Genomic DNA, 23,069 nt, shown 5'->3' on the forward strand with positions numbered 1-23,069 from the left:
CCGATGATTCGCGACAAAGAGCCGGCTGCCCGTCACTGGTCATTTCGCCGGCTTGACCAACGCGCATGAGGCCGCCAGCGACACTTTTCGATTAAGCCCCTCGGTAAGAACCTTCATCTGCGGCTTGTCGCGGCCGTTGTGCGGCTGGACGTTGAGCGGCTCCTCCGGCGGCCACCAGTCGCCGGCCGCCCAATAGGTCCAGCCGAGCCACACGTCGCTGTTGGCGTTCATGATGTCGAGAACCTGCTTGAGACCGTCGAGGCAACCATCATTGGCGGCGACGCCGAATTCACCGAGGAATCCGCGCTTCCCGTTCTTGCGCAGCCAGTCGGTAACGTCATTCATGCCTTTCGTGGCACTGCTGGTGCCGTCGCAGACCGGGTGCGTGCCCGAGCTGTCCGAATCCAGATATTGGTGGAATTCGAAGGCGTAGAAATCGATCGGGTCCCTGACGCCGAGCATCACCGTGCCGTTTGCGCCGCCGCCCAGAACGTCGGCCGACCAGCTATGCGCGCCCGTCCAGTTCGTGCCCGGCACGAGAATAAGATTGCGCGCGCCGACGGTGCGGATGCTGCGGATCGCGGTATTGGCTAGTTCGAGCCAGTCGGGAGCCTTGATATCGTGCGGCTCGTTCATCAGGCCGAAGGCGACGCCCTTTCGATTGGAGAACTCCACCGCAAGCCGCGCCCAGAAATCGCCGAAAGCAAGATCGGTCGCGGGAGCCTGCTTGAGCTGCGTCTTGTCGTAATAGGCGTAATTGTGGGGATCGAGAACGACTGTCATTCCATGCTTCTGGATGAGATCGACGGCGTCCTTCAGCCGCTGCAGTTCGTCGCCATCGAGAGGTGCTCCGAGCACGGGCTGCAGCCGTTCCCACCGGAAGGGAAGGCGGATCGTATTCATGCCTTTTTCCGCGAAATAGCGCACGGTCTGTTCCGACGGATATGTGTAATTCACATTCACGACCCCGCCACGCTCGCCATATTCCGCGCCGGACAGATTGACGCCGCGATAGCATAGTTGCTGCGCCGCAAGGGGGCTCTCCGCCTGTGCCGTGAAAGCGAGCATGACCGTGGCGGCCAGCAGGCGTCGCAGAGTTTTCGTCATCGATGCGGTCATTGCATGGCCCTGCCTTCCGTGCGCGTGTGGCTTTTCATAGGGATAATGGTGTTGAGCAATGATGAAGGGATGGATCATGCGCGTGCGTGCCATGCGATTTCCTGAGAGCGTCCTTAATGTTCCGTTAGCCAAACGTTTCTAAACTTCCGGCACCTGCTGCGTGGAATGCGTCTGCGGAGCATTGAAAGTCTGCCATGAGCTCAATGGAACGAAGCAAGAGATCGGACCGACTTGCGGGTCGGCGCGATACCGAGCCGTCTGACATACGGCGCGACGGTATGCGCTTGCGCAGTCCTGTCTTGCGCCCTCGGGATTTCGTCGCCGCTGCCGAGCCCATGGCACATTCCGAAGAGCTTGAGGCGCCCATTCTAGATGCCGCCGTTCCGCAAAGCCCGCCGAAGCGATCCGATGTCGAGGAGCCGGTGGCCCCGCGCCCCGTTCCCGAGCCGGTTGTCACTGCTGCGGTGCCTATCGTCGAGCAGGTTGCGGTTGTACCGGCATCAGTCGCTGCTCCGACGGCATCGATACCGGCGGCAAAGTTGCCGTTGCTTGATCTTCGATCGGCCATCGCTTCGATCTGGGCGAAGAAGTTTGTGGTTCTTGCCCTGGCAGGCGCCGGCGCCGTTCTGGGCGGAGCGGTCATTCCCCTTATTCCGCAGAAATTCACCGCCGAGACCAGCCTCTATTTCGACCCTCGGCCGGTCGGAGGCTCCGATTCCGCACAGCAGGCGCCGACGCCGCCGGAATTGATCACGACGATGATCGACAGCCAGACGCAGATCCTGTCTTCCGGCAAGGTGCTGGGGCGCGTCGTCGATGCGCTGAAACTCGATCAGGATCCGAAATTCAATGGCGGCGTCACTGGCGAGGCGGCAAAATATGTGGCCACCGCCGCCTTGGCGAAAGCCGTGCAGATCGCCCGCGAATCCAGCACCTACGTCGTCAATGCCAAGGTGACGACGGGCGATCCTCAAAAATCGGCCGAGATCGCCAACCAGCTTGTGACCTCCTTCATGGAGGAAGAGAGCAAGGCGGCTGCGAGCACCTACAAGAACAGCAATACGGCGCTCGATTCCCGCCTGGAGGATCTGCGCCAGCAGGTACTGTCAGCCGAAAAGGCCGTCGAAACCTATCGCGCCGACAACGACATGGTGGCCGTCGAGGGCAATCTGATCTCCGACAAACGTCTGACCGCTCTGAACGACCTATTGGTAACGGCCCAGCAGAAAACGATCGAGGCAAGAGCTCGCGCGGACGCCGCCGGCAAGCTCAGCTTTGAAGATGTGGTCTCCAACAATCCGTCCGCAGGCGTGACATCGACGGCTTTGAGCAGCCTGCGGCAGCAATATGCGACGATGGCGGCCAATGTCGGCAGCCTTCAAAGCCAGCTCGGCGCCCGCCATCCGCGCCTGCTCGCCGCGAAATCGTCGCTGGATAGCCTCGCCGCCGAAATCCGCGCTGAGCTGCAGCGGCAGATGACCTCGGCCCGCGCCGATTATGAGCAGGCACAGAAGGCCGAGCAGGATATCGCCAAGGAACTCGCCGTACAGAAGGCCTCGCAGGTCAATACCTCAGGCAAGCTTGTCGGCCTGAACGAGCTGCAGCGCAAGGCGACCGCGGCCCGCAATCTCTATGAATCGCTGCTGAAACGGTCCGGCCAGGCGAGCGATGCCCAGGACCTGTCGCAGAGCAATATCCGTGTAATCTCGGAGGCGGAACCGCCACTGAAGGCGGATGGGCCGAGCCGCAAGGTGATGATGGTGGCCGGGCTGATCGCCGGCGCAATCTTTGGCGCCGGTCTTGGCATGGCGTTTGCCGTTTTCCTCGGCCTGTTTCGGCATCCCGTCATCCGCGGCTATTTTGGCAAGTGACTATCTCTTACCCTTTCGCATCAGCCGCCTTTTTCAGCATTGAGGATGCAATTGCGCGCCGACTGTTCTAAATGTAAATCGGCGCTGGGGATGATTGGGTCTTGCTAATGGAAGCGCGATACGGTCATTAAGCGTTGTGCGATACTTTGTGAGACAATCTATGCGAGAAAAGCGGTGCGTTGCTCCGATGACTGGCGCCAGAGAAAGCTGATCGATGGTGCCCGCGGATAAACTCGTCCTGCCGTTTCTGGCGTTGCCGCGCTCCACCAAGCGCGCGCTTGCGCTGCTGGTCGATGCCAGTCTGTGCGTGCTGACGGTCTGGTTTGCCTATTGTCTTCGCCTTGACGATTGGGTCATCCTCGAAGGCGTCGAGTGGCTGCCGGCTATCGTCTCCCTTCTGCTCGCCATTCCGATCTTCATCGTCCTCGGCCTTTACCGCGCCATCTTCCGCTATGCCGGCCTTTCGGCGTTCGTGACGGTCGTCAAGGCGGTGGCGATCTATGGGCTCGCCTTCATGACGATCTTTACCGCCATCAGCGTGCCGGGCGTGCCGCGCACAGTCGGCATATTGCAGCCCTTGCTGCTGCTGATCGCGATCGGCCTGTCGCGCATGTGGACACGCTACTGGCTTGGCAACGCCTATCAGCGCCTTCTCAATCGCAATCAGCTTGCCAAGGTGCTGGTCTACGGCGCCGGTGCTTCAGGGCGTCAGCTTGCGGGCGCGCTTGCCAACAGCGCGGAGCTGAACGTCGTCGGCTATCTCGACGACGATCGCAACCTGCATGGCAGCATTATGGGCGGGCTGCCGATCTACGATCCCGCCGATCTGCCGGCGCTCGTGGTTTCGGGCGAGATCAAGGGCGTCTTGCTCGCCCTGCCGAATGCCACGCGACAGCGGCGCAACGAAATCCTCGAAGACATGCGCAAGGCTCGCGTCACCGTACGGACCATGCCAGATCTGACGGCGCTCGCGCAGGGCCGCGTCGCGGTTTCGGATCTGCGCGAGCTTGATATCGAGGATCTGCTCGGCCGCAACGTGATCGCTCCCGATCGCGGTCTGATCGAGAAAAACATTCGCGGCAAGGTCGTCATGGTCACCGGTGCCGGCGGCTCGATCGGCAGCGAACTCTGCCGCCAGATCCTGAAGAACGGTCCGTCCTCCCTGTTGCTGATCGAACAGAGCGAGTTCGCCCTCTATGCCATTCATGGCGAGCTGGAGAAGGCGGCCGCCTCCGCCGGCCACGCCGCCGATGTGCGCATCATACCCTTCCTGGCTTCCGTCCGCGATGGCCAGCGGATCAGGCAGATCATGCAGGCCTGGCGGCCAAAGACCGTCTATCATGCCGCTGCGTACAAGCATGTGCCGCTCGTCGAATACAATCCCGTCGAAGGCATTCGCAACAATGTGCAGGGAACGCGGATAGCGGCTGAAGCCGCGCGCGATCATGGTGTCGAAAATTTCGTCCTCATCAGCACCGATAAGGCCGTGCGTCCAACCAACATCATGGGCGCCAGCAAGCGGTTGGCGGAAATGGTGCTGCAGGCGATGGATGCCGATCGCAAGCCTGGCACCGATAGTACCAATTTCGCCATGGTGCGTTTCGGCAACGTGCTCGGCTCATCCGGTTCGGTCGTGCCGCTTTTTCGCCAGCAGATCCGCGACGGCGGCCCGATCACACTGACGCATCCCGATATCACCCGCTATTTCATGACCATTCCCGAGGCGTCGCAGCTTGTGATCCAGGCGGGCGCGATGTCGGGCGGCGGCGATGTCTTCCTGCTCGACATGGGCGAACCGGTACGCATTGCCGATCTCGCGCGGCGAATGGTGGAATTGTCCGGTCTGACCGTGCGGGACCAGGACGAGCCGGATGGCGATATCGAGCTTGAAATCACCGGCCTTCGACCGGGCGAGAAGCTTTTTGAGGAATTGTTGATCGGCGACAACCCGCAGCCGACCAGCCATCCTCGCATCATGCAGGCCAAGGAGGATTTCCTGCCTTGGCCGGAGCTGTCGAAGCGGCTTGCCGCACTCGAGGCGGCACTGGATGAAAACGACATTCCCTTGGCGAAAGCCCTGCTGCAAAAGCTCGTTTCCGGCTATACGCCGAGCAGCGAAGTGGTTGATCTGGTCTATCGCGAGCGCGAGACGGATCTGACGGTCGATCAGCCGAACCTCGATAACGTTGCACAGCTATAGGCGCGTGTCCCGTCACGACACTGGCGCCTCTTAATGCTTTCGGGCTTGGCCTCGAGCTACTGCTTCATCGCGATTGCGTAGTACCAGCGGCGCACTTGATCGCAGGTGCGGAACCAATGTGCCGTGAGCCGCAACAGGGGATGCCGCTTTACCGCGCGGTAATGCACGCGCTTGCCGATCGTGGTGTGGGCGCGGTGCGGGCTGAAATCGACCAGGTTTTCAAAGGTCGTGAATGTTTCGACGCCGGTTGACCAGCCGCGTTCCAAGGCGACGTCGTAGGGAAGAAGCATGGGCTTCAGCGTCGTCAGCAGCTTCTTGGCCGCCTTGCGGTTGACGATATAACAAGCAGCCGATCCCTGCGGACCATGCATGCAGCGGCCGACGACATCATTTTCGCTGGTTTCGCAGATCGGCTTGAAGCCGACAAGGCGATGGTTGACGAGCTTGACGAGACGCGCCCCCTGGACGCTTTCCATCGCCGCGATTGCACGCGGGATAAGCTTCTCGTTGAGCTCGACGTCGTCTTCCATGATGATCGCCATCTTGTCGCCGCTTGCGACGAATTGCTCCAGCGCGATCAGATGGCTGCGGTAGCATCCGTACTCTCCCGGCAGGAGCTTGCGGCCGTTGTGATAGATGAACGAATGCGGATGAAAATCGACGCGGTCTGCCTCCGCGACGACACGTCCGTCGACGGCAGGAACGCGCGTGATATGCAGATCATATTCGACGGCCTGGTTGCACAGTCGTTCCCAGCGATCACGCGAGCGATCAAGATTGATGACATAAATGGAAACCTGCTGAGCTGCATCGTCAGCAATCTCCGGGTCAGCAAGAGGCGGGATACGATTAATCTGTTCGAGAATGACTGTTACTCCTTCAAACAGAAATCGCGTCAACAACAACCAGGATGATAATTTTCATACTATAACATGCTTATGACTTGTCGCAAATCGCTTGCACGCGCCTGCATTGTATTTGCAGATAAAAGCATTTTTTTTGGTGTAACGTAGCGTGAATGGCCCGCGTCGGCGATGCGGAAACCATCCTTGCGCATGATTTTGATCGGGGAACCCGTTGGCGCGTGACCCCAACCCCATTATATCCGTGATATGCGGCGTGTGGTCGTTGCGCTCGCATTTGTAAAGGAGCGTAGCAGTATATGTGGATCAAGTCGAAAATCGCCGTTGCTGCCCTGTCCCTTGCGGTCTTGATGCCGGCGGCCGCACTTGCCGACAATCCGCTCCTCCCCAAGCCATATGTTGCTCCCGTCTATCCTTACAAGGACCTTCCGGGAGTAACCGCGCCGAAAGTGGCTGATGACGAGAAGTTTCAATGTCGCACCGCCACCGTGTACGCCGATTATTTTCACGAAGGTCCGTTCTACCGGGGCCTGCCGCGCCTCGGTTACGTTTGCGATCAGAATGGCGTCATTTCCAGCAGCACCAGAAAGCCGAACTACCAATATTGGCAATATAACGGGCCGGATAGATAGGTCGTAGGCATTCTGCCGAATTAAGCAGCAGCGCAATCAAAGCGAGCGTGGCTTGATGTTCGCGTCGGTAGGTTTTGTTGGTGGTCTGAAAATAAATTTCATGTTTTTGGTTAAATGCGCGAACGTCGTTGACGAATGCGAAAATTTGCCCCAAGGTTACGAAAATAAATTACGTAATGGGAACATAAAAGCATGCGCGTTGGAATCATTGGGCTGGGATTCCGCCTAGGCTATCTGGGCTATGTCTTCAAGGCGATCGACGAGAGCTTCGAGATTGCAGGATATGTCGATCCGGAACCCGCGGGCCTGCCCGGTTTGCTCGAACGGGGCATCTCAGCCGGAAAGGCCTACGCGACACCCCAGGATCTGATCGCCAACGAAAAGATCGACCTCTTGATGATCGGTTCGCCGAACCACATGCATCTCGATCACATCCGCATCGGCCTCGAGGCCGGCCTCAAGATTTTCTGCGAAAAGCCGATCGTCACGACCATCAAGGATAGCATCGAGCTTGCCCGCCTGATGGCGAAATTCGGCCATGAGCGCCTGAATGTCGGCCTGGTGCTGCGCTATTCGCCGATGTACCGCGATCTACTGGCTGCCCAGGCCGCGGGGAAGCTCGGCCATGTCGTTTCCATCGAGGCGGCGGAGCATATCGAACCCTATCACGGCGCCTTCTTCATGCGTGACTGGCGCCGATACGAACATTATTCCGGCAGTTTCATGCTGGAAAAATGCTGCCACGACCTCGATCTCTATAATGGCGTGGTTGGCGCGCGGCCGGAGCGGGTCGCAAGCTTTGGCGGCCGCAAGAGCTTCATTCCGGAAAACGATCCCGCGCGGGAAGGCATCAACGATCTCGAGCTCTTCCATCGCAAGCCGAGCGGTTGGATGGGGTCGGACAAGGTCTTCGACAGCGACGGCGACATCATCGACTATCAGGTCGCGATCATTGAGTATGCCAATGGTGTCGGCATGAACTTCCATACCAATCTGAATGTGCCGGACCAGTTCCGCCGTTTCGCCATTATGGGCTCGCGTGGCATGGCCGAGGGCGATTTCATCCGCGGTTATTTCAATGTCCATGAGATGCTGACCGGCAAGAAGGTGATCGAGAAGACCTACGCGGCCACCACGCTTTCGCAGCACTATGGCGCCGACGAACAGATGGCCGCCGATATTATCGCGCACGTCAAGACGGGCCTGCATCTGCCGGTGTCGACCCAGAATGCGCTCGAAGCCGGCATTCTCGCGCTCTCGATGGACGAGGCCCGCATGAAGAAGACCGTCGTCGATCTCCGGCCGATCTGGGACGAGTTCGACGAAGCGCTTCATTCAAGAGCCGCCTAGGGAGGGGCGCAGGATGGGTGTTCAACGCGGCACGGTCATCTTCGCCTGGCTCCTTCTTTTTCCGGCTCTCCTTTACGTCACCGTCATCGTCGCCTATCCGCTGGTCGACACGATAATTCTGTCCTTCACCGATGCGTCGTTGAAGAAGGTGACGAATTGGGTTGGCTTCGAGAACTATGCGAAGATCTTCAACGACACGTTCGCAAGCGTCATCGTCCGCACCTTCATCTGGACCTTCTTCTCCGTGTCGATCAAGATGATCATCGGCACTCTCGGCGCCGCACTCTTGAACTCGGCCGTTCCGGGCCGCGCGCTCTTCCGGGTGCTGACCATGCCGCCCTGGATCGTGCCGATGGCGATCGGCATCTTCATGTGGGGCTGGATGTATAATGGCCAGTTCGGCATGATATCGGGCCTGCTGCAGCGCTTCGGCATCGTCGATGGTCCCGTCGCGTTCCTCGCCTATGGAAGTTCGGCCTTCTGGGCGACGATCGTCACCGACGTCTGGATCGGCGTGCCGATGGTCACTCTTTACATGCTGGCGGCCATGCAGGCGATCCCGCATGATCTTTATGAGGCGGCGTGGACGGATGGCGCCGGTCGCTTCTATCGCTTCCGCCGCATCACCCTGCCGCTGCTGGTGCCATCCTTGGTCACCATGTCGATGCTCTCACTGATCTCGACCTTCAATTCCTTCGACATCATCTGGATTTTGACCCGCGGCGGTCCGAACGGCGAAACGACGACGATGATCATCGACACCTACCGGACTGCGATCGGGTCTTACAAATATGGCGAGGGCGCTGCACGTGCGGTGCTGATCTGCATCTTCCTGTCGCTCTTCTGCCTCGCTTATTTTCGCCTGACCAGCCGCTTTTCAACGGGAGCCAAGCAGCGATGAGCCACCCATCGATGATCCATCGCTACAAATGGTATGAGCTGATTGGTATCTATGCCGGAATCCTGCTCTTTCTGGCTTTCGTGCTGGCGCCCTTCATCGAAGGGTTCCTGGTTTCGCTGAAGCCGCTCAGCCAGCTCTTTTCGTCGCCTTACCGCTTCATCCCCGAGAACGGCTCTTTTACGGCCTACCGCACGATGTGGACGAGCGTGCCGGGTTTCGGCTGGTATATTTTCAACTCGTTTCTCGTTTCCGGCACGATCACCATCATCGTGCTGATCCTGGTCGTGCCGGCCGCCTATGCCTTCGCGCGTTTCGAGTTCAAGGGTTCCGGCTTGTTGCTGGGCGCGTTCCTCGCGGTCAAGATGTTTTCCGGTGCCGTGCTGCTCATCCCGCTGTTCCGGCTCATGCGTTCCTTCGGCGTGCTGAACACCTATTTCGCCATGATCGTGCCGGGAGTGGCCTTCATCATTCCAACGGGGATCTGGCTGCTGCACACCTATATCCGCCGCATCCCGCGCGAGCTGGATGAGGCAGCCTATGTGGATGGTGCGAGCCAGTTCTATACGCTGCGTCGCGTCATTCTGCCGATCGCCATGCCCGGCATCGTCGTCGTTGCGATTTCCTCGTTCATCGAGGCCTACGCGCAGCAGTTCATCTATGCTCTTACTTTCAATTCGAAGACGGAATACATGCCGCTGCCGGTTGGGCTCTTTGCCTATTTCGGCCGGCAGGAGGTCGTCTGGAACGAACTCATGGCCGCAAGTTTCGTCGGCATCGCGCCGGCTCTGGTCGTGATCTTCTTCCTGCAACGGTATCTCGTCAGCGGTCTGACCGCTGGCGCGGTGAAGCAATAAAATCAATCAACCACCAGAGAGAACGGGAGCTTAAACGTGACATTTCATTTCAAGACAGGGCTTCTCGCCCTTGCTTTGCTCGGCTCCACCGCGCTTGGCGCCGTCAACGCCCAGGCCGCCGACAAGGAGATCAGCTGGATCTATTGCGGTGACAGCATCGATCCGATCCATGTGAAATATATCAAACAGTGGGAAGACAAGAATCCGGGCTGGGTCGTCAAGCCAGAGCTCGTCGGCTGGGAATTGTGCCAGGACAAGGCGACAACCTTGGCTGCAGCAGGTACGCCGGTCGGCATGGCCTATGTCGGTTCGCGCACGCTGAAGCAGTTCGCTGACAACGATCTGATCGTTCCGATCCCGATGACGGACGACGAGAAGAAGGCCTATTATCCGGGGATCGTGAATACGGTCACTATTGATGGACAGCAGTGGGGTACGCCGATCGCTTTCTCGACCAAGGCGCTCTATTGGAACAAGGATCTCTTCAAGCAGGCCGGCCTCGATCCCGAGAAGCCGCCGACCACCTGGGCTGAAGAAATTGCCGACGCCAAGGCGATCAAGGAAAAGACCGGCATTCCGGGCTATGGCCTCTCGGCCAAGACCTTCGATAACACCATGCACCAGTTCCTGCATTGGGTTTACACCAACAACGGCAAGGTCATCGACGGCGATAAGATCGTTCTCGATAGCCCCGAGGTTTTGGCAGCTCTCCAGGCCTACAAGGACATCACGCCTTACTCGGTCGAAGGACCGACGGCTTACGAGCAGAACGAAATGCGCGCCATCTTCCTCGATGGCAAGGTCGGCATGATCCAGGCCGGCTCCGGTGCCGCCGCTCGCTTGAAGGAAACGAAGATCAATTGGGGCGTGGCACCGCTGCCGCTCGGTCCTTCGGCCAAGGGTCAGGGCACGCTGCTCATCACCGACAGCCTTGCCGTCTTCAAGGGCAGCGGCGTCGAAGACAAGGCGATCGAATTCGCCAAGTTCATCACGTCTCCCGGCCCGCAGGGCGAATACGAACTCCAGGGCGGCGCCGGCCTCACGCCGCTGCGCCCGTCTCCGATGGTTGACGAGTTCGTCAAGAAGGATGCTTCCTGGAAGCCATTCATCGACGGCATCGCCTATGGTGGTCCCGAGCCGCTCTTCAAGGACTACAAGGGCTTCCAGAACGTAATGATCTCCATGGTCCAGTCGGTCGTTACCGGTCAGGCTCAGCCGGCGGATGCGCTGAAGAAGGCCGCTGCCGATCTCGAGCAGTACAAGTAAGCCTGCAAGTCACCGGGCCGCGCGCAATGCGCGCGGCCTTTGGAGCCCTGCCCGCCCCATGGCGGCGCCGCGCGGAGACAGAGTTTGGGAAAGCTGCACCTTAATCAGGTCAAAAAATCTTACGGTCATTTCGAGGTCATCAAGGGTGTGGAGCTCGACGTCAATGACGGTGAATTCATCGTCTTCGTCGGTCCGTCCGGCTGCGGCAAGTCGACCTTGCTGCGCATGATCGCAGGTCTCGACGATGTGACCGGCGGCGACATCATGATCGATGGCGCCCGCGTCAACGATCTGCCGCCCGTCAAGCGCGGCATTGCCATGGTCTTCCAGTCCTATGCTCTCTATCCGCATATGTCGGTGTTCGAAAACATCGCCTTCCCGCTGCGGGTGGAGAAGATGGCGGAGGACAAACTCAAGGCCAAGGTCGAGAATGCTGCGCGTATCCTGCACCTCGATAAACGCCTTCAGGAAAAGCCGGGTCAGCTGTCCGGCGGCCAGCGCCAGCGCGTCGCCATCGGCCGCGCCATCGTGCGCGAGCCGAAGATCTTCCTGTTCGACGAGCCGCTGTCGAACCTGGACGCCGCGCTGCGCGCCGATATGCGTATTGAGCTCGCCAAGCTGCATCGCCAGCTGCAGGCGACCATGATCTATGTGACGCACGATCAGGTCGAGGCTATGACCATGGCCGACCGCATCGTTGTGCTGAATGCCGGCGAGATATCACAGGTCGGTGCACCGCTGGAGCTTTATCACAAGCCGGCAAATACCTTCGTTGCCCGCTTCATCGGCAATCCCAAGATGAACTTCCTGCCCGTCACCTGTACCAATGTCAGCGATGCCGGTGTGGAGGTGGATTACAAGGGCCAGAAGGCCGTGCTGCCCGTCACGCCGCGTCCAGGCTTTGCCGGCAGGGCATTGACGCTCGGCATCCGCCCGGAGCATGTCCAGCTTGGCGATGGTGATCTGACCCTCACGATCGTACCGACGGTCGTGGAGCGTCTTGGCGCGCAAACCGTTGCCTATGCCACGGCTGATGGCATCGACGAGAATTTCTGTGCGACGCTGCCCGGCAGCGCCGCCATCCGCATGGACGCACCGCTCAAGACCGGTATCCGCCTCGGCGATTGCCATCTCTTCGATGAAAACGGCCAGGCTTTCGAGCGGCGGGTGGAACTGACCGAAATCGACATGGACTTGCTGAACCAGGCCGCTTCCTGACGGAGAGGTGGTTGCTGGCCATCCTCGCCCTTCGACAAGCTCAGGGTGAGGATGGAGCAAACCTGGTCTTCGATACGGCTTACCGTTCTTGGGCTACAGCGCAGAGAGTCAGCCCTTTTCGTGAGGAGGCCCAAAGGGCCGTCTCGAACCACGAGGGCGGGTGAGGGATCGCCCTACCAGACCAAACCGCGAGCTGCTATCTCTTCGATGCGGGTGACGACGCCATCGCGATGGAACACCATCTGGTTGAAGAGATTGGAAACGACGCAGGTGTGATTCGGGATGATGCGGATCTTGTCGCCGATCTCAGGACGAGGGCCGGTGCAGTTCGACAAGTCGATGACGCCGTGTTCCTCCGAAAGACCCTTGATGACGGCATCCGGGTAGCCGACCACCTGGCCGTAGTCGGCAAAGCCGAGAAGGTCTGAGGTCAGTGCCTTCGAGCCGGCATCGATGACGGCCCGATCCTCGGTCGGTCGGGAAACGACGGTGGCGAGGATGTGCATGGCGCAATCCTCTTCGCGGCAATGCCCCGCCCGGACCATCGAGCGGTCATTATAGATGTAGGTGCCGGCACGATGTTCCGTGGCCGCGGTCACGAGATGCGCATCGAAGAGGCTTGGTGTGCCGCCATTGCTGACGATCGGGCATTCGATACCATCCGCTTTCAGGAGCCTCACGGCGTCCGACAGGAATTCCTGTGTCGCCGCAGCGCTATCCGGCTTCGGATAGGTCATCAGCCCACCGAAAACGACGCCTGGCTTGCCGGCGATATCCTTGCCGAGCTTTGCTGCCTCCGCAGGGGATTGCACGCCGCAACGGGCGCCTCCCGTATCGCATTCCACCAGCACGGTCAGCGGCTTGCGGGTGGCGAACCAGCCGGAAAGTCCGTCAACCGTCACGGTGCTGTCCGCCACGACCTTGAGGCCGGATATACGGTCGTTCAAAGCCGAAAGCCGTACGAGCTTCTCAGTCGCGAGAATGTTGAAGGTGATCAGGATATCCTCGAAGCCCGCATCTGCGAAGACTTCCGCCTCTGTGATCTTCTGGCAGTTGATGCCCTTGGCGCCGGCGGCGACCTGCGCGCGTGCGAGGGCCGGAATCTTGTGAGTCTTGATGTGGGGGCGGAAATTCAGACCATGCTCGTCCATGTAGGACTGCACGCGGGCAATGTTCGCTGCCAGCCGGTCTTCGTCGATGATCGGGCGTGGCGTGGAGAGGTTGTCGATCGTGTCGCCCGGCTTGGGGCTGATTTCCAAGGCGATGTCGTGAGCGATACTCGGAGCCATGTCAGGCGTCTTTCCGTTCTTCTGCAAAGGGGTCCGCCACCATCGGCCAGATATCCTTTCGCGCGCGGCGGTAGGGCGTGCGCGCCGGATTGTTGGGATAAGGCGTTCCTGCGGAGCAGTAAAGGATCTGCGATGCGATCTTCGAGAAAGACGCATAGAAATGATTGGTCGATTTGATGACCAGGATTTTCTTCGTTGTCGGATCGATGCCCATGACGGAAAACAGGCTTGGATCGAAGCTCTGCGCGCGCGTCGAGTTCAGGATGATGTCGATGCCATCGAGCTGAATATGCACAGCATCGCCGAAGGGCGCGAAGCTCTCGCCGAAGCGCATCTCGGCATTGGGGACAAGGCGGATGATCTTGACGAGGCCGTCGATCGGATTGCCTGTGCCCGGCGCCGATTTCGCGCCGAAGCGCAAAGGAATTTCGGCACCTTCGCCGGCCGCCATGCAGATCTGCACCGCCATCGGGTCCCAGATCGTGCCGATCGCCGTGTCGGTAGCGCCGCGATCGAGCAATTCCTGCAGGATGACCGTTGCGTCGCCTGCCGTGCCGCCGCCGGGATTATCCCAGAGATCGGCTATGACGACCGGACCCGAAGCGGCAGCCATGGCCTCGCTTACCGCCTGCTTCTCGTCAATCTGCGGCATGATGAAGGTGCCGCGCCTTGAGAAGAGTTCCAGGCCGAGATCGCGGGCGATTGCGGAACCTTTATCCGGCTTATTATCTGTGACGACGAGCAGCTTCGTGCCCATCTCCGGCACGTCGCCGGCCATGAAACCATGAATGACCGAAATCGAAAGAATATCGGCGTCACTTTTTTCCATCGCCATAATCTTGTCGACGAAGGAACGCATCGGCTCGCGCGACGTCGGAAAGACATCGATCATGCGGCAGTCGAAGACGGACATGACTGGCTTGACCCTGCCTTCCAGCGTATCGATGGCGATACGCCAGAGGTCTTCGGCGCGATCGACGAAATCCGTATGCGGGAATTCCTTGAAATAGACGAAGAAATCGGCGGCCGCGCGGCGCTTTGCCGTCAGATGGCTATGTGGATCGAGTTCGGCACAGACCAGGATATCCGGCCCGACGATTTCGCGCACGCGCGACAGGAAATCGCCTTCCGTATCCTCGTAACCATCCGCAACCATGGCGCCATGCAATCCGAGAACGACAGCATCAATGGGCATGGCCGCTCGCAATTGCTCAAGAATTTCGTCGCGCAGTTCCTCATAGGTGCGGCGATTCACTAGGCCGGCCGGGTCAGCCCACGTGGCCGTGCCCTCGATCACCTCCCAGCCTTTTTCCGCTGCAATGCGCCGACCGACGGTGATCGGTGCCGAGCACAGCGTCGGCGTTTCCGGATGCATCCCGGGAGGCGCATAGAGAGAGGCTTCGAAAGCGCGTCGGTCGACGCAGATAGGGGAGAAGGTATTCGTCTCGGTCGCAAGGGCCGCGGTGAAAATGCGCAACGCTGTCGCCTCTATTCCATGGGATTCGGCAGATAACCGGTGAAGCCGCAGATTTTCCAGCGTCCTTCGTGCAGGCGGCAATAATAAAGTGTCTGCCACTTTAGAACGTCGGTGCCGCCATCCGATTTCTTCAGGCTGCCGTCGAACTTCTTGCGCACCAGCGCCATTTCGCCCTCGATCTCGATGTCTTCGAGCGTCGTCGTGGTGAAGATGGCCGTGCGCGGGTCTTCGGCGAAGGATTGGGTGGCGAAGTCGCGTGCCTGGCGGAGCCACTCGTCGCGATAGGCTGACAGCGTCGGGAAGGCGAGACGCCATTTATCCGGGCTGACCGCGCGCTTGCCATCGATGCCGATAAAGCCCTCTTCGACGAAATCGCCCGCGACCATCGACCAGTCGGCGGCAAGAAAAGCATCGATATCGCGCGGGACGAGCATCTCCCAGATCGAATGCCTGACGGTATCGCTGGCAGGGAAGGGATTCTTGAAAGGATCACGCATGGCATCCGCCGTCATTTAAATTCTTTTCATAATTTGCGATTTTCACTGGTCAAATTCCGCTTTCTATGGTCACTTGTCAACGTATCAAGAAAATAATTTGCAGGAACCGCAGGGTGGCCATCGCATGTCACGGTTCCGGCGAAATGGGAACGAATGACAAGCCGCTTCTGCGCATACGCCTGTCCACAGGGCGCCGGCGGGATCGACGAGATTGAGATGGATCGCGTCGCTGACTGCGTGTCAAACGTGGGTGAACCAGCGACGAAGGGGGGCTGATGGATATCTTCACGACCATGCAGGAAGAGAGAGGCCGGCTTTCGCAATCGGAAATCCGTATCGCCGACATCGTCCTCAATGATTTCGAATTCGCCGTCAATGCTTCCATTATCGAGCTTGCGGGCAAGGCGGATGTCTCGCCGCCGACGGTGACACGTTTCTGCCGACGTCTGGGCTGCGAAAGCTTTTCCGATTTCAAGGTGCAGCTTGCGCGGACAGCCTATGTCGGCATGCGCTATCTGAAGCCCGAGCCGAAGAGCATCGCACCGGCCGACGTTGCCCAGGATATTATTACCAAGGCGCAGAACGCACTCTTCCTGCTGCATCGCGGGCTGGATGTTACCGCCATCGAGCGGGCGGCGAACCGGCTCGCCAGTGCGGAGATGATCTATGCCTTCGGCTCCGGCGGCAATTCCTCTATGATCGCGACCGAGCTGCAGAACCGCCTGTTCCGTCTCGGCCTTCGCATTACCGCGAGCTCCGACCACAGCATGCAGCTGATGATGGCTGCCGCCGCCAAGCCGACGGACGTGCTGATCGGCTCCTCCTTCTCCGGCCGCAACGCCGAACTGGTGCGCGCTTTTGCGCTGGCACGCGAAGCCAAGGTGCCGACCATCGCCCTGACGCAGAGTGAAAGCCCGGTAGCCCGCGCCGCCGAGATCACGGTGCCCGTCGACCTGCCGGAAGGAGACAATATCTATCGGCCGACATCGACGCGCATCGCCTACCTGGCTGTGGTGGACATTCTCGCCAGTCTGGTCGCCTATCGCATTCAGCCGCAGGCAACGGTGACGCTGCGCCGTATCAAGCAGCAGCTCGTCACCCATCGCGATGGCGACGACCGCCAGCTTCTTGGAGATTAGAGCAGTTTCGCGGAAGTCGGCGACGCTCATCACATTGGGCTCCGCCGAAAACAACAACATAGGGTGGCGGATCAAGCCGCTCGGGAAATCGATCGAAGGAATATGATATGAGCAAATCCGTCGCCATCGTCACGGGGGCTGCCGGCGATATCGGCCGTGCCATCGCAAAACGCCTGGCGGATGACCACGACATCATCCTGCTCGTCGATATCGACGAGGCCGCCACGCAGAAGGCTGTTGGCGAACTCGGCCCGGCGGAGCGTTTCGTCACGTTCAAGGCGGATATCACCAGCGATGCCGATGTTGCCGCCATGGCGAAGGCCGCATCCGATCTCGGCGGGGTGAAGACGCTCGTCAACAATGCCGGTGCCGCACGCGCCGTCAGCCTTCATGATACCACGCCGGCTATCTGGCGTGCCGATAATGCCCTCAATCTCGAAGCAGCTTTCCTGTGCTTCCGCGCCGTCGAGGACATGCTGAAGGCGTCGAAGGGGTCGGTGATCAACATCGCCTCCGTCAACGGTATGGCAGTCTTCGGTCATCCGGCCTACAGCGCGGCCAAGGCTGGGCTTCTGCATTTCACCCGGCTGGTCGCGGTCGAATACGGCAAGTTCGGCATCCGTTCGAATGCGGTCGCGCCCGGCACGGTGCGCACGCAAGCCTGGGAAGTCCGCGCAGCAGCCAATCCCAACGTCTTTGAGGAGGCGAAGCGCTGGTATGCGCTACAACGCGTCGTCGATCCCGTCGACGTCGCCAATGCCGTCTCCTTCCTCGCAAGCCCGCTTGCCTCGGCGATCACTGGCGTTTGCCTGCCTGTCGATTGCGGCCTGACGGCGGGGCAGGCGGAGCTTGCCCATACTTTCTCCCAGTCCGAGCACTACTGACGGGCTACGCCGAAGGGGAATGGAACACAGCCGTCCCCTATCATCCCCGAAACACCTGGTCTCGCGCGCACGGGAGTATGGTCGGCTGACCTGGGTGCTTTGGAGCGCCGGCTAGACCTTTATTCATGCTTCAGGCTGCCGAGATAGGTTTTCGGCGGCTTTTTCGTGCCTGACTGTTATCGAGGAAAGGTAGGCAGGATTGCATGGTTGTGGCGCCGGAGCGCGCTAGCCTGCGCGCAGCGTCGCCATGTCCGTCGGGAAGAAACCCGCCCAGGCCATCACGGTCACCACGGTGATAACGAGCAGATACCACATAGCGACGTAATCACCGACGAGCCGCCGATTCAACGCGGCAAAGAGAAGAGCGACACTGAAGGCGAGCCAGAGCAGGTTGCAGACGTGGTCCATTTTATTGTTCCCCTTATTCGTCTTTTTCCTCCCTTCGGCAAAAGTTAACGAGATAACGTTGCGCGAGGTAGCGCCATAACGGGATGGAGGTTTGCACACAGCGGGAAGCACGGATCTCGGCCTCTGCCCTGATTGCGGTATTTGACTGGTTGCCCATGGCGGTTTCCAGAGAGAGCGTCTCTCATCCGGTCACATCCGATGAGGCGCCGCAGGAAAATCTTAACGCCCTGCGCAGAGTCCAGGAACATCTCGCCGCTGCTCTCCGTTATGGGCTTGTAGCGTAGTTATGGGCTTGTAGCGTAAAGGCGAGGAGGGCTGCCATGGAATATGGTGATTGGAACAATCCCGTCATAGTCGATCTCGATGGCATCGGCCATTTCGCGATCATCACCAACGCGCTGGACGCGGCAAACTGCATGAGCGAGGACTGGCCGGTCAATGGCGGCCCGGCAATGGATGAGGCCGTGCTGGTCTGCCTCGATGCCGTTCTTGGCAAGGTTTCCGCCGAGCGGTCGCGAAAGGCTTTTCTGGAGGCGGCGCGTGAAGCCGGACTTAGCGTCAGGCCGGATTCGGGAAGCCTTCACTAGTTGATGTAAGACAGGGGCGACAGCCTCCCTCGGCGAGAGGCGCTCAGATTGCCCAGAAGATCAGGCTCAGGATTATGATGACGGCGAGGATGAACCCTATCATCCTCCCGAGTCCTTCGTTGACATTGCCGTTGCCGACTATCAGGTCGTACCAGTCGCTCTTGTGGTCCATCAAACGTCCCTCAGGGTTTGCCCCATTAGGTCGCTCTCTTCTTCGGTAGTCAATGATTTAAAGGCACTCGGCGGCGGCCGTCGTTGACCAGGCTTTCATCGCCTGCCAGCGGCGGGCATCAGGGATCCGTTCAAAGGACGATTATTCAGGGATGCCGAAAGGCCGGTTTTCATCCGGACAGCCGATTTCAAGACAAGTTCTTATGAACTCCCGGCGAACCGGAAATAGCATTGCAAGAGCTCGTTAAATCTTGAAATCTTTGAGAAATCTGTGTTTCTCAAGAAAGGAAATGGTGCCCAGAAGAGGACTCGAACCTCCACGCCTCGCGGCACAGGTACCTGAAACCTGCGCGTCTACCAATTCCGCCATCTGGGCGACGGACACGCATGTAAGGGGGTGGCCGTCCGGTGTCAACAGGGTTTTTGAAGTTTTCGTGGCAATCGTGAAAAAAGCGGGTGGAGCCCGGGTCAAACCCGGGCTGCGGCCCATGCGCTGATGAGGCCAAGTCCCTGTTCCAACAGGGCCTTTGCCTCGCTTTCGCTCGATGCTTCCACGTAGCAGCGCATTTCCGGCGCGTTGCCGGAAGGGCGGAAATGGATGATTCGGTTATCCACAAGTGTCACCCGCAGGCCGTCGATATCGCTCTTGGAAGCGACCGTCGCGATCGGCTTCAGGAAATCCGAAAGATTGGCGTCGGAGGCGCGCAGATAGGCCATCAGCGCGGCACTGGTTTCCACGGGGAAATTCTCCAGACGGTCGGCGGCGGCAAAGGGCAGGCGGTAGCTGCCGGCAACGGCCGAAAGCGGTTTGCGTGCCTTGGCGGCGGCATAGAGCGTCGCGAGAATCGGCAGAAAGCTGTCGCGCGTCGGCAGCGGCTCGAAAGGTTTTCCCTCGACGGTGAAGCGGCTGGCCGTCAGCGTGCCGCCATTGGCCTCGAAGCCCATGACATTGGCCTTGCCGGCCGCGTTGGCCTCGTCCATGCCGGCGATCACATAGGGCGAGCCGACGCGGGTGCGGGTGACGGCATAGGAACCGGCGGCCTCGATGCCGGAATTGGAGGTAACCGGCGTCACCACAACATCGGCGCCGAGGAAATTTGCCGCGATGAGGCCAAGCAGATCGCCGCGCAGGGGCTCGCCGGTTTCGTCCGCGACCAGCGGCCGGTCACCGTCGCCATCGGCCGAGACAATGGCATCCAGGCCGTGCTCGGGCGCCCAGGCCTTCATGAGGCGGATGGTTTCGGCCGAGACCGCTTCGGTATCGACCGGAATGAAGCTCTCGGAGCGGCCGAGCGGCACGACGCGGGCGCCGTAATGCGTCAGGACCTCACCGAAAAGATCGCGAGCCACCGTGCTGTGCTGATAGATGCCGATGGTGAGGCCGGCGAGGCTGCCTGGTGGCAGCAGGCCCTTGTTGCGCTCCAGGAACAGCGCCTCCGTCTCCGCCGTGCGGTTTTCCGCCTCGGCAGGGGTTTCGTCGAGCACTGAATCGCCAATCGCAAGCGCTTCCTCGCTGATCGCCACTTCGTCGCGCTTGTCGATTTCGCCATCAGGGCGATAGAATTTGATGCCGTTGCGGTCGGCGGGGATATGCGAGCCGGTGATCATCAGCGAGGCGGCCTTCAGCTGCAGGCCGTAAAGCGCCAGCGCCGGCGTCGGCAATGTGCCGCAGTCGATCGGCGTCAGGCCGGTCCGCTTCAGCGCGCCGATGCAGGTGGCCGAGATCGCCGGACTCGATTCGCGGAAATCGCGGCCGACGAGGATGAGGTCGCCCGGTTTGGCATGGCCGTTTTTCAGCAGATGACGGGCAAAGGCCGTCGCATAGAGCGCCGATGCCCGTCCGGTGAGGTCTGCGGATAGGCCGCGAAGGCCGCTGGTGCCGAATTTCAAGCTGCTCACAGGCAATCTCCCTTGCAATGATCGGGCTGTTATGGCGCAAGCGGTGGCGGCGATCAACTCATCGTGGATCGATAGGTTCCGGTTGCGGCAGCACTGGTTTTGCCATCGTCGCGACCCCAACTAAGATAAGAGGTGCGGCGGCCCGCCATAGGTTCGAAGCGTCCGGAACAGGAGTATGTCATGGCTGTTTTTCATAGGATTGCGCTTGGCTGCGCTCTCGCACTCGCCTTACTGTCGCAGGCGGATGTCGCTGACGCCGCCTCGGACGCCCGGAAGCTCATTACTCCGCCGCGCACCAATACGGTCATCTGCGATTCCCGTGGCTGCTTCGGTTTCGGCGAGCGGCAGTTCTACACCCGCCCAGGTCAGCCGCTTCCGATTACACCGCACTATAACGGAGGACTCAATCGCTTTGGCAGCCCGCGAGTTCAGGTTCCTCCGCGCGAAACCTTTACGCCACCGCCGAGAACAGTCTATCCCTCGCCGGCCCAGCAGCTCAAGCGGCATCAGACCTGGTGCGCCGAGCGCTACCGGACCTACAATCCCGGCACCGACAGCTATACGACGATCAACAACGGCACCAGGCCCTGCCGTTCGCCCTTCGACTGATGCCCCGCGCAATGGGGCCTAGCTCTCCAGCGATGCGCGGTCGGTGTGGCCGAGATCGCGTTCGGGGTCGATGACATCCCGCACCCGCTGCTTCAGCTCCTTCGGTCCGGGAAAGCCGCCATCCCGCTTGCGCTCCCACAGCAGCTCGCCGTCGATGCGGATTTCGAAGACCCCGCCGGTGCCGGGGATCAGCGCCACTTCGCCAAGACTATCGGTAAAGGTCTGCAGCAGCTCCTGCGCCATCCAGCCGGAGCGAAGCAGCCAGTTGCATTGCGTGCAGTAGAGAATGGTGATCCGCGGCTTGTCGCTCATTGTCCTGATCCTTCGTTGTTTGCTGAGATTTAGGCTCAACTTTAACCCGCTGCAAGCCAAAGCAATTCCAGGAAACGTGCCAGTCGGTTTTTCGTCCGGAATTGCGCGAGGAAAGACGGCCGGAGTGGTTCGACATTTCCGATGAGTGTTGAAACGCCCTGGCCACTTGCCTCTCCCGCCGCCTCATGCTCATCTCCGGGGGGTAACATTGCTCGGGAATCAACGGTATGCGCGTCGCCATTATCGAGAATATGAAGAACACCCCGCTTGGCGCTCTCGGTATCGCGCTCGCGGAGGCCGGAGCCGAGATCGACTGGTTTCGCCCGTGGAGCGGCGAGGCCTTGCCGAAAGACACATCGGCCTATGATGCCCTGGCCGTGCTCGGTGGCGAGCAGAGCGCCCGCGACGATGACACCCATCCCTATCTGCTGGAGCTGGCGGGGCTGATGCGCCGTTTCGAGGGTGAGGACAAGGCCGTGCTCGGCATCTGCCTCGGCAGCCAGATCCTGGCGCGCGCCTATGAGGCCGAAAATCTGCTCGGCACCGCCCATGAATTCGGCTGGAAGACGGTCGGCCTGACCGACGAGGGAAAGAAGGACCCGCTGCTCGCCGATCTCGGCGATGAATTCACCATCTTCGAATGGCATGGCGACACCTTTACCTTGCCTGCCGGTGCCACCCGTCTTGCCGCCAACGGCATTACGCCGAACCAGGCCTTCCGCATCGGCCGCGCCACCTATGGCACGCAGTTTCACTTCGAAGCCAATGCCGCCGTGGTCGAGCGCTGGCGCGGCGAATTCAAGGAAACGATCGAACGCAAGGAGCCGGGATGGCTCGATCGCTATCCGGAACTTGTGGCCAAGCATGCGGCAGCGGCTGAGACGGCCGGCCTTGCGATCGCCAGAGCCTGGGTGCGGACGATTGGCGCTCAGGCAGAACTTCCTCAGGTCGCAGAGGCTTGAGGATCGCAACGGGCCTCTAAGTAATTGCGCGCCGCCGGATCCGATCGCGATGTGCCGCGCGTCGATAAGCTGTGAAATAGGAGGAAATCACATCATGAGCACGCTGGAACTACCGAGCGAGGGCGGTTGCCGTTGCGGACAGGTGCGGCTGAAGATCAGCGCCAAGCCGATGCTCACCATGGCCTGCCACTGCACCGGCTGCCAGCGCATGACGGCAGGCCCCTATTCGCTGAGCGCCGCCATCCCCACGCAGGGTTTCGAGGTAACGCAGGGCGAGCCTGTCATCGGCGGCCTGCACGGCGACGTCATCCATCACTATTTTTGCCCGCATTGCATGAGCTGGATGTTCACGAAGCTCGAAGGCGTCGATTGGTTCGTCAATGTCCGCGCCACCACGCTCGACGACACCAGCTGGTTCACGCCCTTCATCGAGACCTGGACGAGCGAAAAGCTGCCATGGGTGACGACGCCGGCCAGGCACAGCTATGCCGCACTGCCGGCGATGGAGGAGTATGAGGGCCTGACGAAGGAATATATGGCGCAGGGGTAAGGCTGCCGTGG

General features: G+C 60.1%; 23 protein-coding genes and 1 tRNA gene. 14 read left to right on the forward strand and 10 right to left on the reverse strand.

Translation table 11 applies throughout. From position 1 onward, the window contains the following. Positions 1-39 precede the first annotated feature (39 nt). On the reverse strand, positions 40-1,068 hold the full coding sequence (locus I8E17_RS18525; protein WP_219511474.1) for a glycoside hydrolase family 5 protein: 1,029 nt from the start codon (positions 1,066-1,068) through the stop codon (positions 40-42). A gap of 245 nt (positions 1,069-1,313) precedes the next feature. On the opposite strand from I8E17_RS18525, the gene I8E17_RS18530 reads away from it, so the two are divergent. Both I8E17_RS18530 and I8E17_RS18535 read left to right on the forward strand, forming a co-directional pair. Beyond that, positions 1,314-2,990, forward strand: coding sequence for a GumC family protein (locus tag I8E17_RS18530; protein ID WP_113366513.1), 1,677 nt, complete (start codon positions 1,314-1,316; stop codon positions 2,988-2,990). Positions 2,991-3,204: 214 nt separating this feature from the next. Further along, complete coding sequence (locus I8E17_RS18535; RefSeq protein ID WP_113366514.1) at positions 3,205-5,190, forward strand: nucleoside-diphosphate sugar epimerase/dehydratase; 1,986 nt, start codon at positions 3,205-3,207, stop codon at positions 5,188-5,190. A gap of 56 nt (positions 5,191-5,246) precedes the next feature. Here I8E17_RS18535 and I8E17_RS18540 read toward each other — a convergent pair whose 3' ends face one another. After that, positions 5,247-6,089: a glycosyltransferase family 25 protein gene (locus tag I8E17_RS18540; protein WP_229002048.1), complete on the reverse strand. Its 843-nt coding sequence runs from the start codon at positions 6,087-6,089 to the stop codon at positions 5,247-5,249. A gap of 263 nt (positions 6,090-6,352) precedes the next feature. Here I8E17_RS18540 and I8E17_RS18545 point away from each other — a divergent pair, with 263 nt between their 5' ends. The 6 genes from I8E17_RS18545 (at position 6,353) to ugpC (ending at position 12,274) form a co-directional block, all read left to right on the forward strand. Further along, positions 6,353-6,685 (forward strand): hypothetical protein, encoded by a 333-nt coding sequence (locus tag I8E17_RS18545; RefSeq protein ID WP_113366515.1) that lies wholly within the window; start codon positions 6,353-6,355, stop codon positions 6,683-6,685. A gap of 192 nt (positions 6,686-6,877) precedes the next feature. Beyond that, entirely contained in the window at positions 6,878-8,035 is a 1,158-nt protein-coding gene (locus I8E17_RS18550) for a Gfo/Idh/MocA family oxidoreductase (protein WP_113366516.1), read from the forward strand. 13 nt (positions 8,036-8,048) lie between these two features. Beyond that, positions 8,049-8,936 carry a sugar ABC transporter permease gene (locus I8E17_RS18555; protein ID WP_113366517.1) on the forward strand — a complete coding sequence of 296 codons (888 nt, stop codon included), beginning with the start codon at positions 8,049-8,051 and terminating at the stop codon, positions 8,934-8,936. Next, positions 8,933-9,790, forward strand: coding sequence for a carbohydrate ABC transporter permease (locus I8E17_RS18560; RefSeq protein WP_069610999.1), 858 nt, complete (start codon positions 8,933-8,935; stop codon positions 9,788-9,790). Before I8E17_RS18555 ends, I8E17_RS18560 begins: the two co-directional genes overlap by 4 nt. A gap of 36 nt (positions 9,791-9,826) precedes the next feature. Further along, entirely contained in the window at positions 9,827-11,056 is a 1,230-nt protein-coding gene (locus tag I8E17_RS18565; protein WP_113366518.1) for an extracellular solute-binding protein, read from the forward strand. Between the two features lie 84 nt (positions 11,057-11,140). Beyond that, positions 11,141-12,274: a sn-glycerol-3-phosphate ABC transporter ATP-binding protein UgpC gene (gene ugpC / locus I8E17_RS18570; RefSeq protein WP_069611001.1), complete on the forward strand. Its 1,134-nt coding sequence runs from the start codon at positions 11,141-11,143 to the stop codon at positions 12,272-12,274. A gap of 173 nt (positions 12,275-12,447) precedes the next feature. On the opposite strand, the gene I8E17_RS18575 is transcribed toward ugpC, so the two are convergent. The 3 genes from I8E17_RS18575 to I8E17_RS18585 are packed head-to-tail and all read right to left on the reverse strand — an operon-like array spanning position 12,448 to position 15,537. After that, positions 12,448-13,563, reverse strand: coding sequence for a D-TA family PLP-dependent enzyme (locus I8E17_RS18575; RefSeq protein WP_219511235.1), 1,116 nt, complete (start codon positions 13,561-13,563; stop codon positions 12,448-12,450). Position 13,564: 1 nt separating this feature from the next. Then, positions 13,565-15,040 (reverse strand): M81 family metallopeptidase, encoded by a 1,476-nt coding sequence (locus I8E17_RS18580; protein ID WP_113366519.1) that lies wholly within the window; start codon positions 15,038-15,040, stop codon positions 13,565-13,567. A gap of 11 nt (positions 15,041-15,051) precedes the next feature. Beyond that, on the reverse strand, positions 15,052-15,537 hold the full coding sequence (locus tag I8E17_RS18585; RefSeq protein ID WP_113366591.1) for a hypothetical protein: 486 nt from the start codon (positions 15,535-15,537) through the stop codon (positions 15,052-15,054). A 275-nt stretch (positions 15,538-15,812) separates the two neighbouring features. Here I8E17_RS18585 and I8E17_RS18590 point away from each other — a divergent pair, with 275 nt between their 5' ends. Further along, positions 15,813-16,676 carry a MurR/RpiR family transcriptional regulator gene (locus tag I8E17_RS18590; RefSeq protein WP_069611004.1) on the forward strand — a complete coding sequence of 288 codons (864 nt, stop codon included), beginning with the start codon at positions 15,813-15,815 and terminating at the stop codon, positions 16,674-16,676. A gap of 107 nt (positions 16,677-16,783) precedes the next feature. Next, positions 16,784-17,560: an SDR family oxidoreductase gene (locus I8E17_RS18595; RefSeq protein ID WP_069611005.1), complete on the forward strand. Its 777-nt coding sequence runs from the start codon at positions 16,784-16,786 to the stop codon at positions 17,558-17,560. Positions 17,561-17,785: 225 nt separating this feature from the next. Here I8E17_RS18595 and I8E17_RS18600 read toward each other — a convergent pair whose 3' ends face one another. Then, entirely contained in the window at positions 17,786-17,968 is a 183-nt protein-coding gene (locus I8E17_RS18600) for a hypothetical protein (RefSeq protein ID WP_069611006.1), read from the reverse strand. Positions 17,969-18,288: 320 nt separating this feature from the next. Between I8E17_RS18600 and I8E17_RS18605 the strand changes: the two genes are divergently transcribed. Further along, positions 18,289-18,555 carry a DUF982 domain-containing protein gene (locus I8E17_RS18605; protein ID WP_069611008.1) on the forward strand — a complete coding sequence of 89 codons (267 nt, stop codon included), beginning with the start codon at positions 18,289-18,291 and terminating at the stop codon, positions 18,553-18,555. Between the two features lie 43 nt (positions 18,556-18,598). Here the strand turns inward: I8E17_RS18605 and I8E17_RS35290 are convergent, their stop codons facing one another. From I8E17_RS35290 to I8E17_RS18615, 3 genes are all read right to left on the reverse strand, one after another. Beyond that, positions 18,599-18,727 carry a hypothetical protein gene (locus I8E17_RS35290; RefSeq protein WP_257714003.1) on the reverse strand — a complete coding sequence of 43 codons (129 nt, stop codon included), beginning with the start codon at positions 18,725-18,727 and terminating at the stop codon, positions 18,599-18,601. 290 nt (positions 18,728-19,017) lie between these two features. Continuing rightward, positions 19,018-19,102: transfer RNA gene (locus I8E17_RS18610), tRNA-Leu, on the reverse strand. 92 nt (positions 19,103-19,194) lie between these two features. Continuing rightward, positions 19,195-20,616: a phosphomannomutase gene (locus I8E17_RS18615; RefSeq protein ID WP_219511472.1), complete on the reverse strand. Its 1,422-nt coding sequence runs from the start codon at positions 20,614-20,616 to the stop codon at positions 19,195-19,197. 189 nt (positions 20,617-20,805) lie between these two features. Between I8E17_RS18615 and I8E17_RS18620 the strand changes: the two genes are divergently transcribed. Next, complete coding sequence (locus tag I8E17_RS18620) at positions 20,806-21,234, forward strand: BA14K family protein (RefSeq protein ID WP_113366521.1); 429 nt, start codon at positions 20,806-20,808, stop codon at positions 21,232-21,234. Between the two features lie 18 nt (positions 21,235-21,252). Here I8E17_RS18620 and I8E17_RS18625 read toward each other — a convergent pair whose 3' ends face one another. Continuing rightward, the gene (locus I8E17_RS18625) at positions 21,253-21,546 is read right to left on the reverse strand and encodes a SelT/SelW/SelH family protein (RefSeq protein ID WP_034514177.1); all 294 of its coding nucleotides are present in this window, start codon (positions 21,544-21,546) and stop codon (positions 21,253-21,255) included. Positions 21,547-21,773: 227 nt separating this feature from the next. Between I8E17_RS18625 and I8E17_RS18630 the strand changes: the two genes are divergently transcribed. Together I8E17_RS18630 and I8E17_RS18635 are read left to right on the forward strand one after the other, a co-directional pair. Further along, a complete protein-coding gene (locus tag I8E17_RS18630) occupies positions 21,774-22,508 on the forward strand; it encodes a type 1 glutamine amidotransferase (protein ID WP_113366522.1) in 735 nt (244 codons plus the stop codon). Between the two features lie 94 nt (positions 22,509-22,602). After that, complete coding sequence (locus tag I8E17_RS18635) at positions 22,603-23,058, forward strand: GFA family protein (RefSeq protein ID WP_113366523.1); 456 nt, start codon at positions 22,603-22,605, stop codon at positions 23,056-23,058. The last annotated feature ends 11 nt before the right edge of the window (positions 23,059-23,069 follow it).

The organism is Rhizobium sp. AB2/73, assembly GCF_020871915.1.
Taxonomy (GTDB): Bacteria; Pseudomonadota; Alphaproteobacteria; order Rhizobiales; family Rhizobiaceae; genus Rhizobium; species Rhizobium dioscoreae.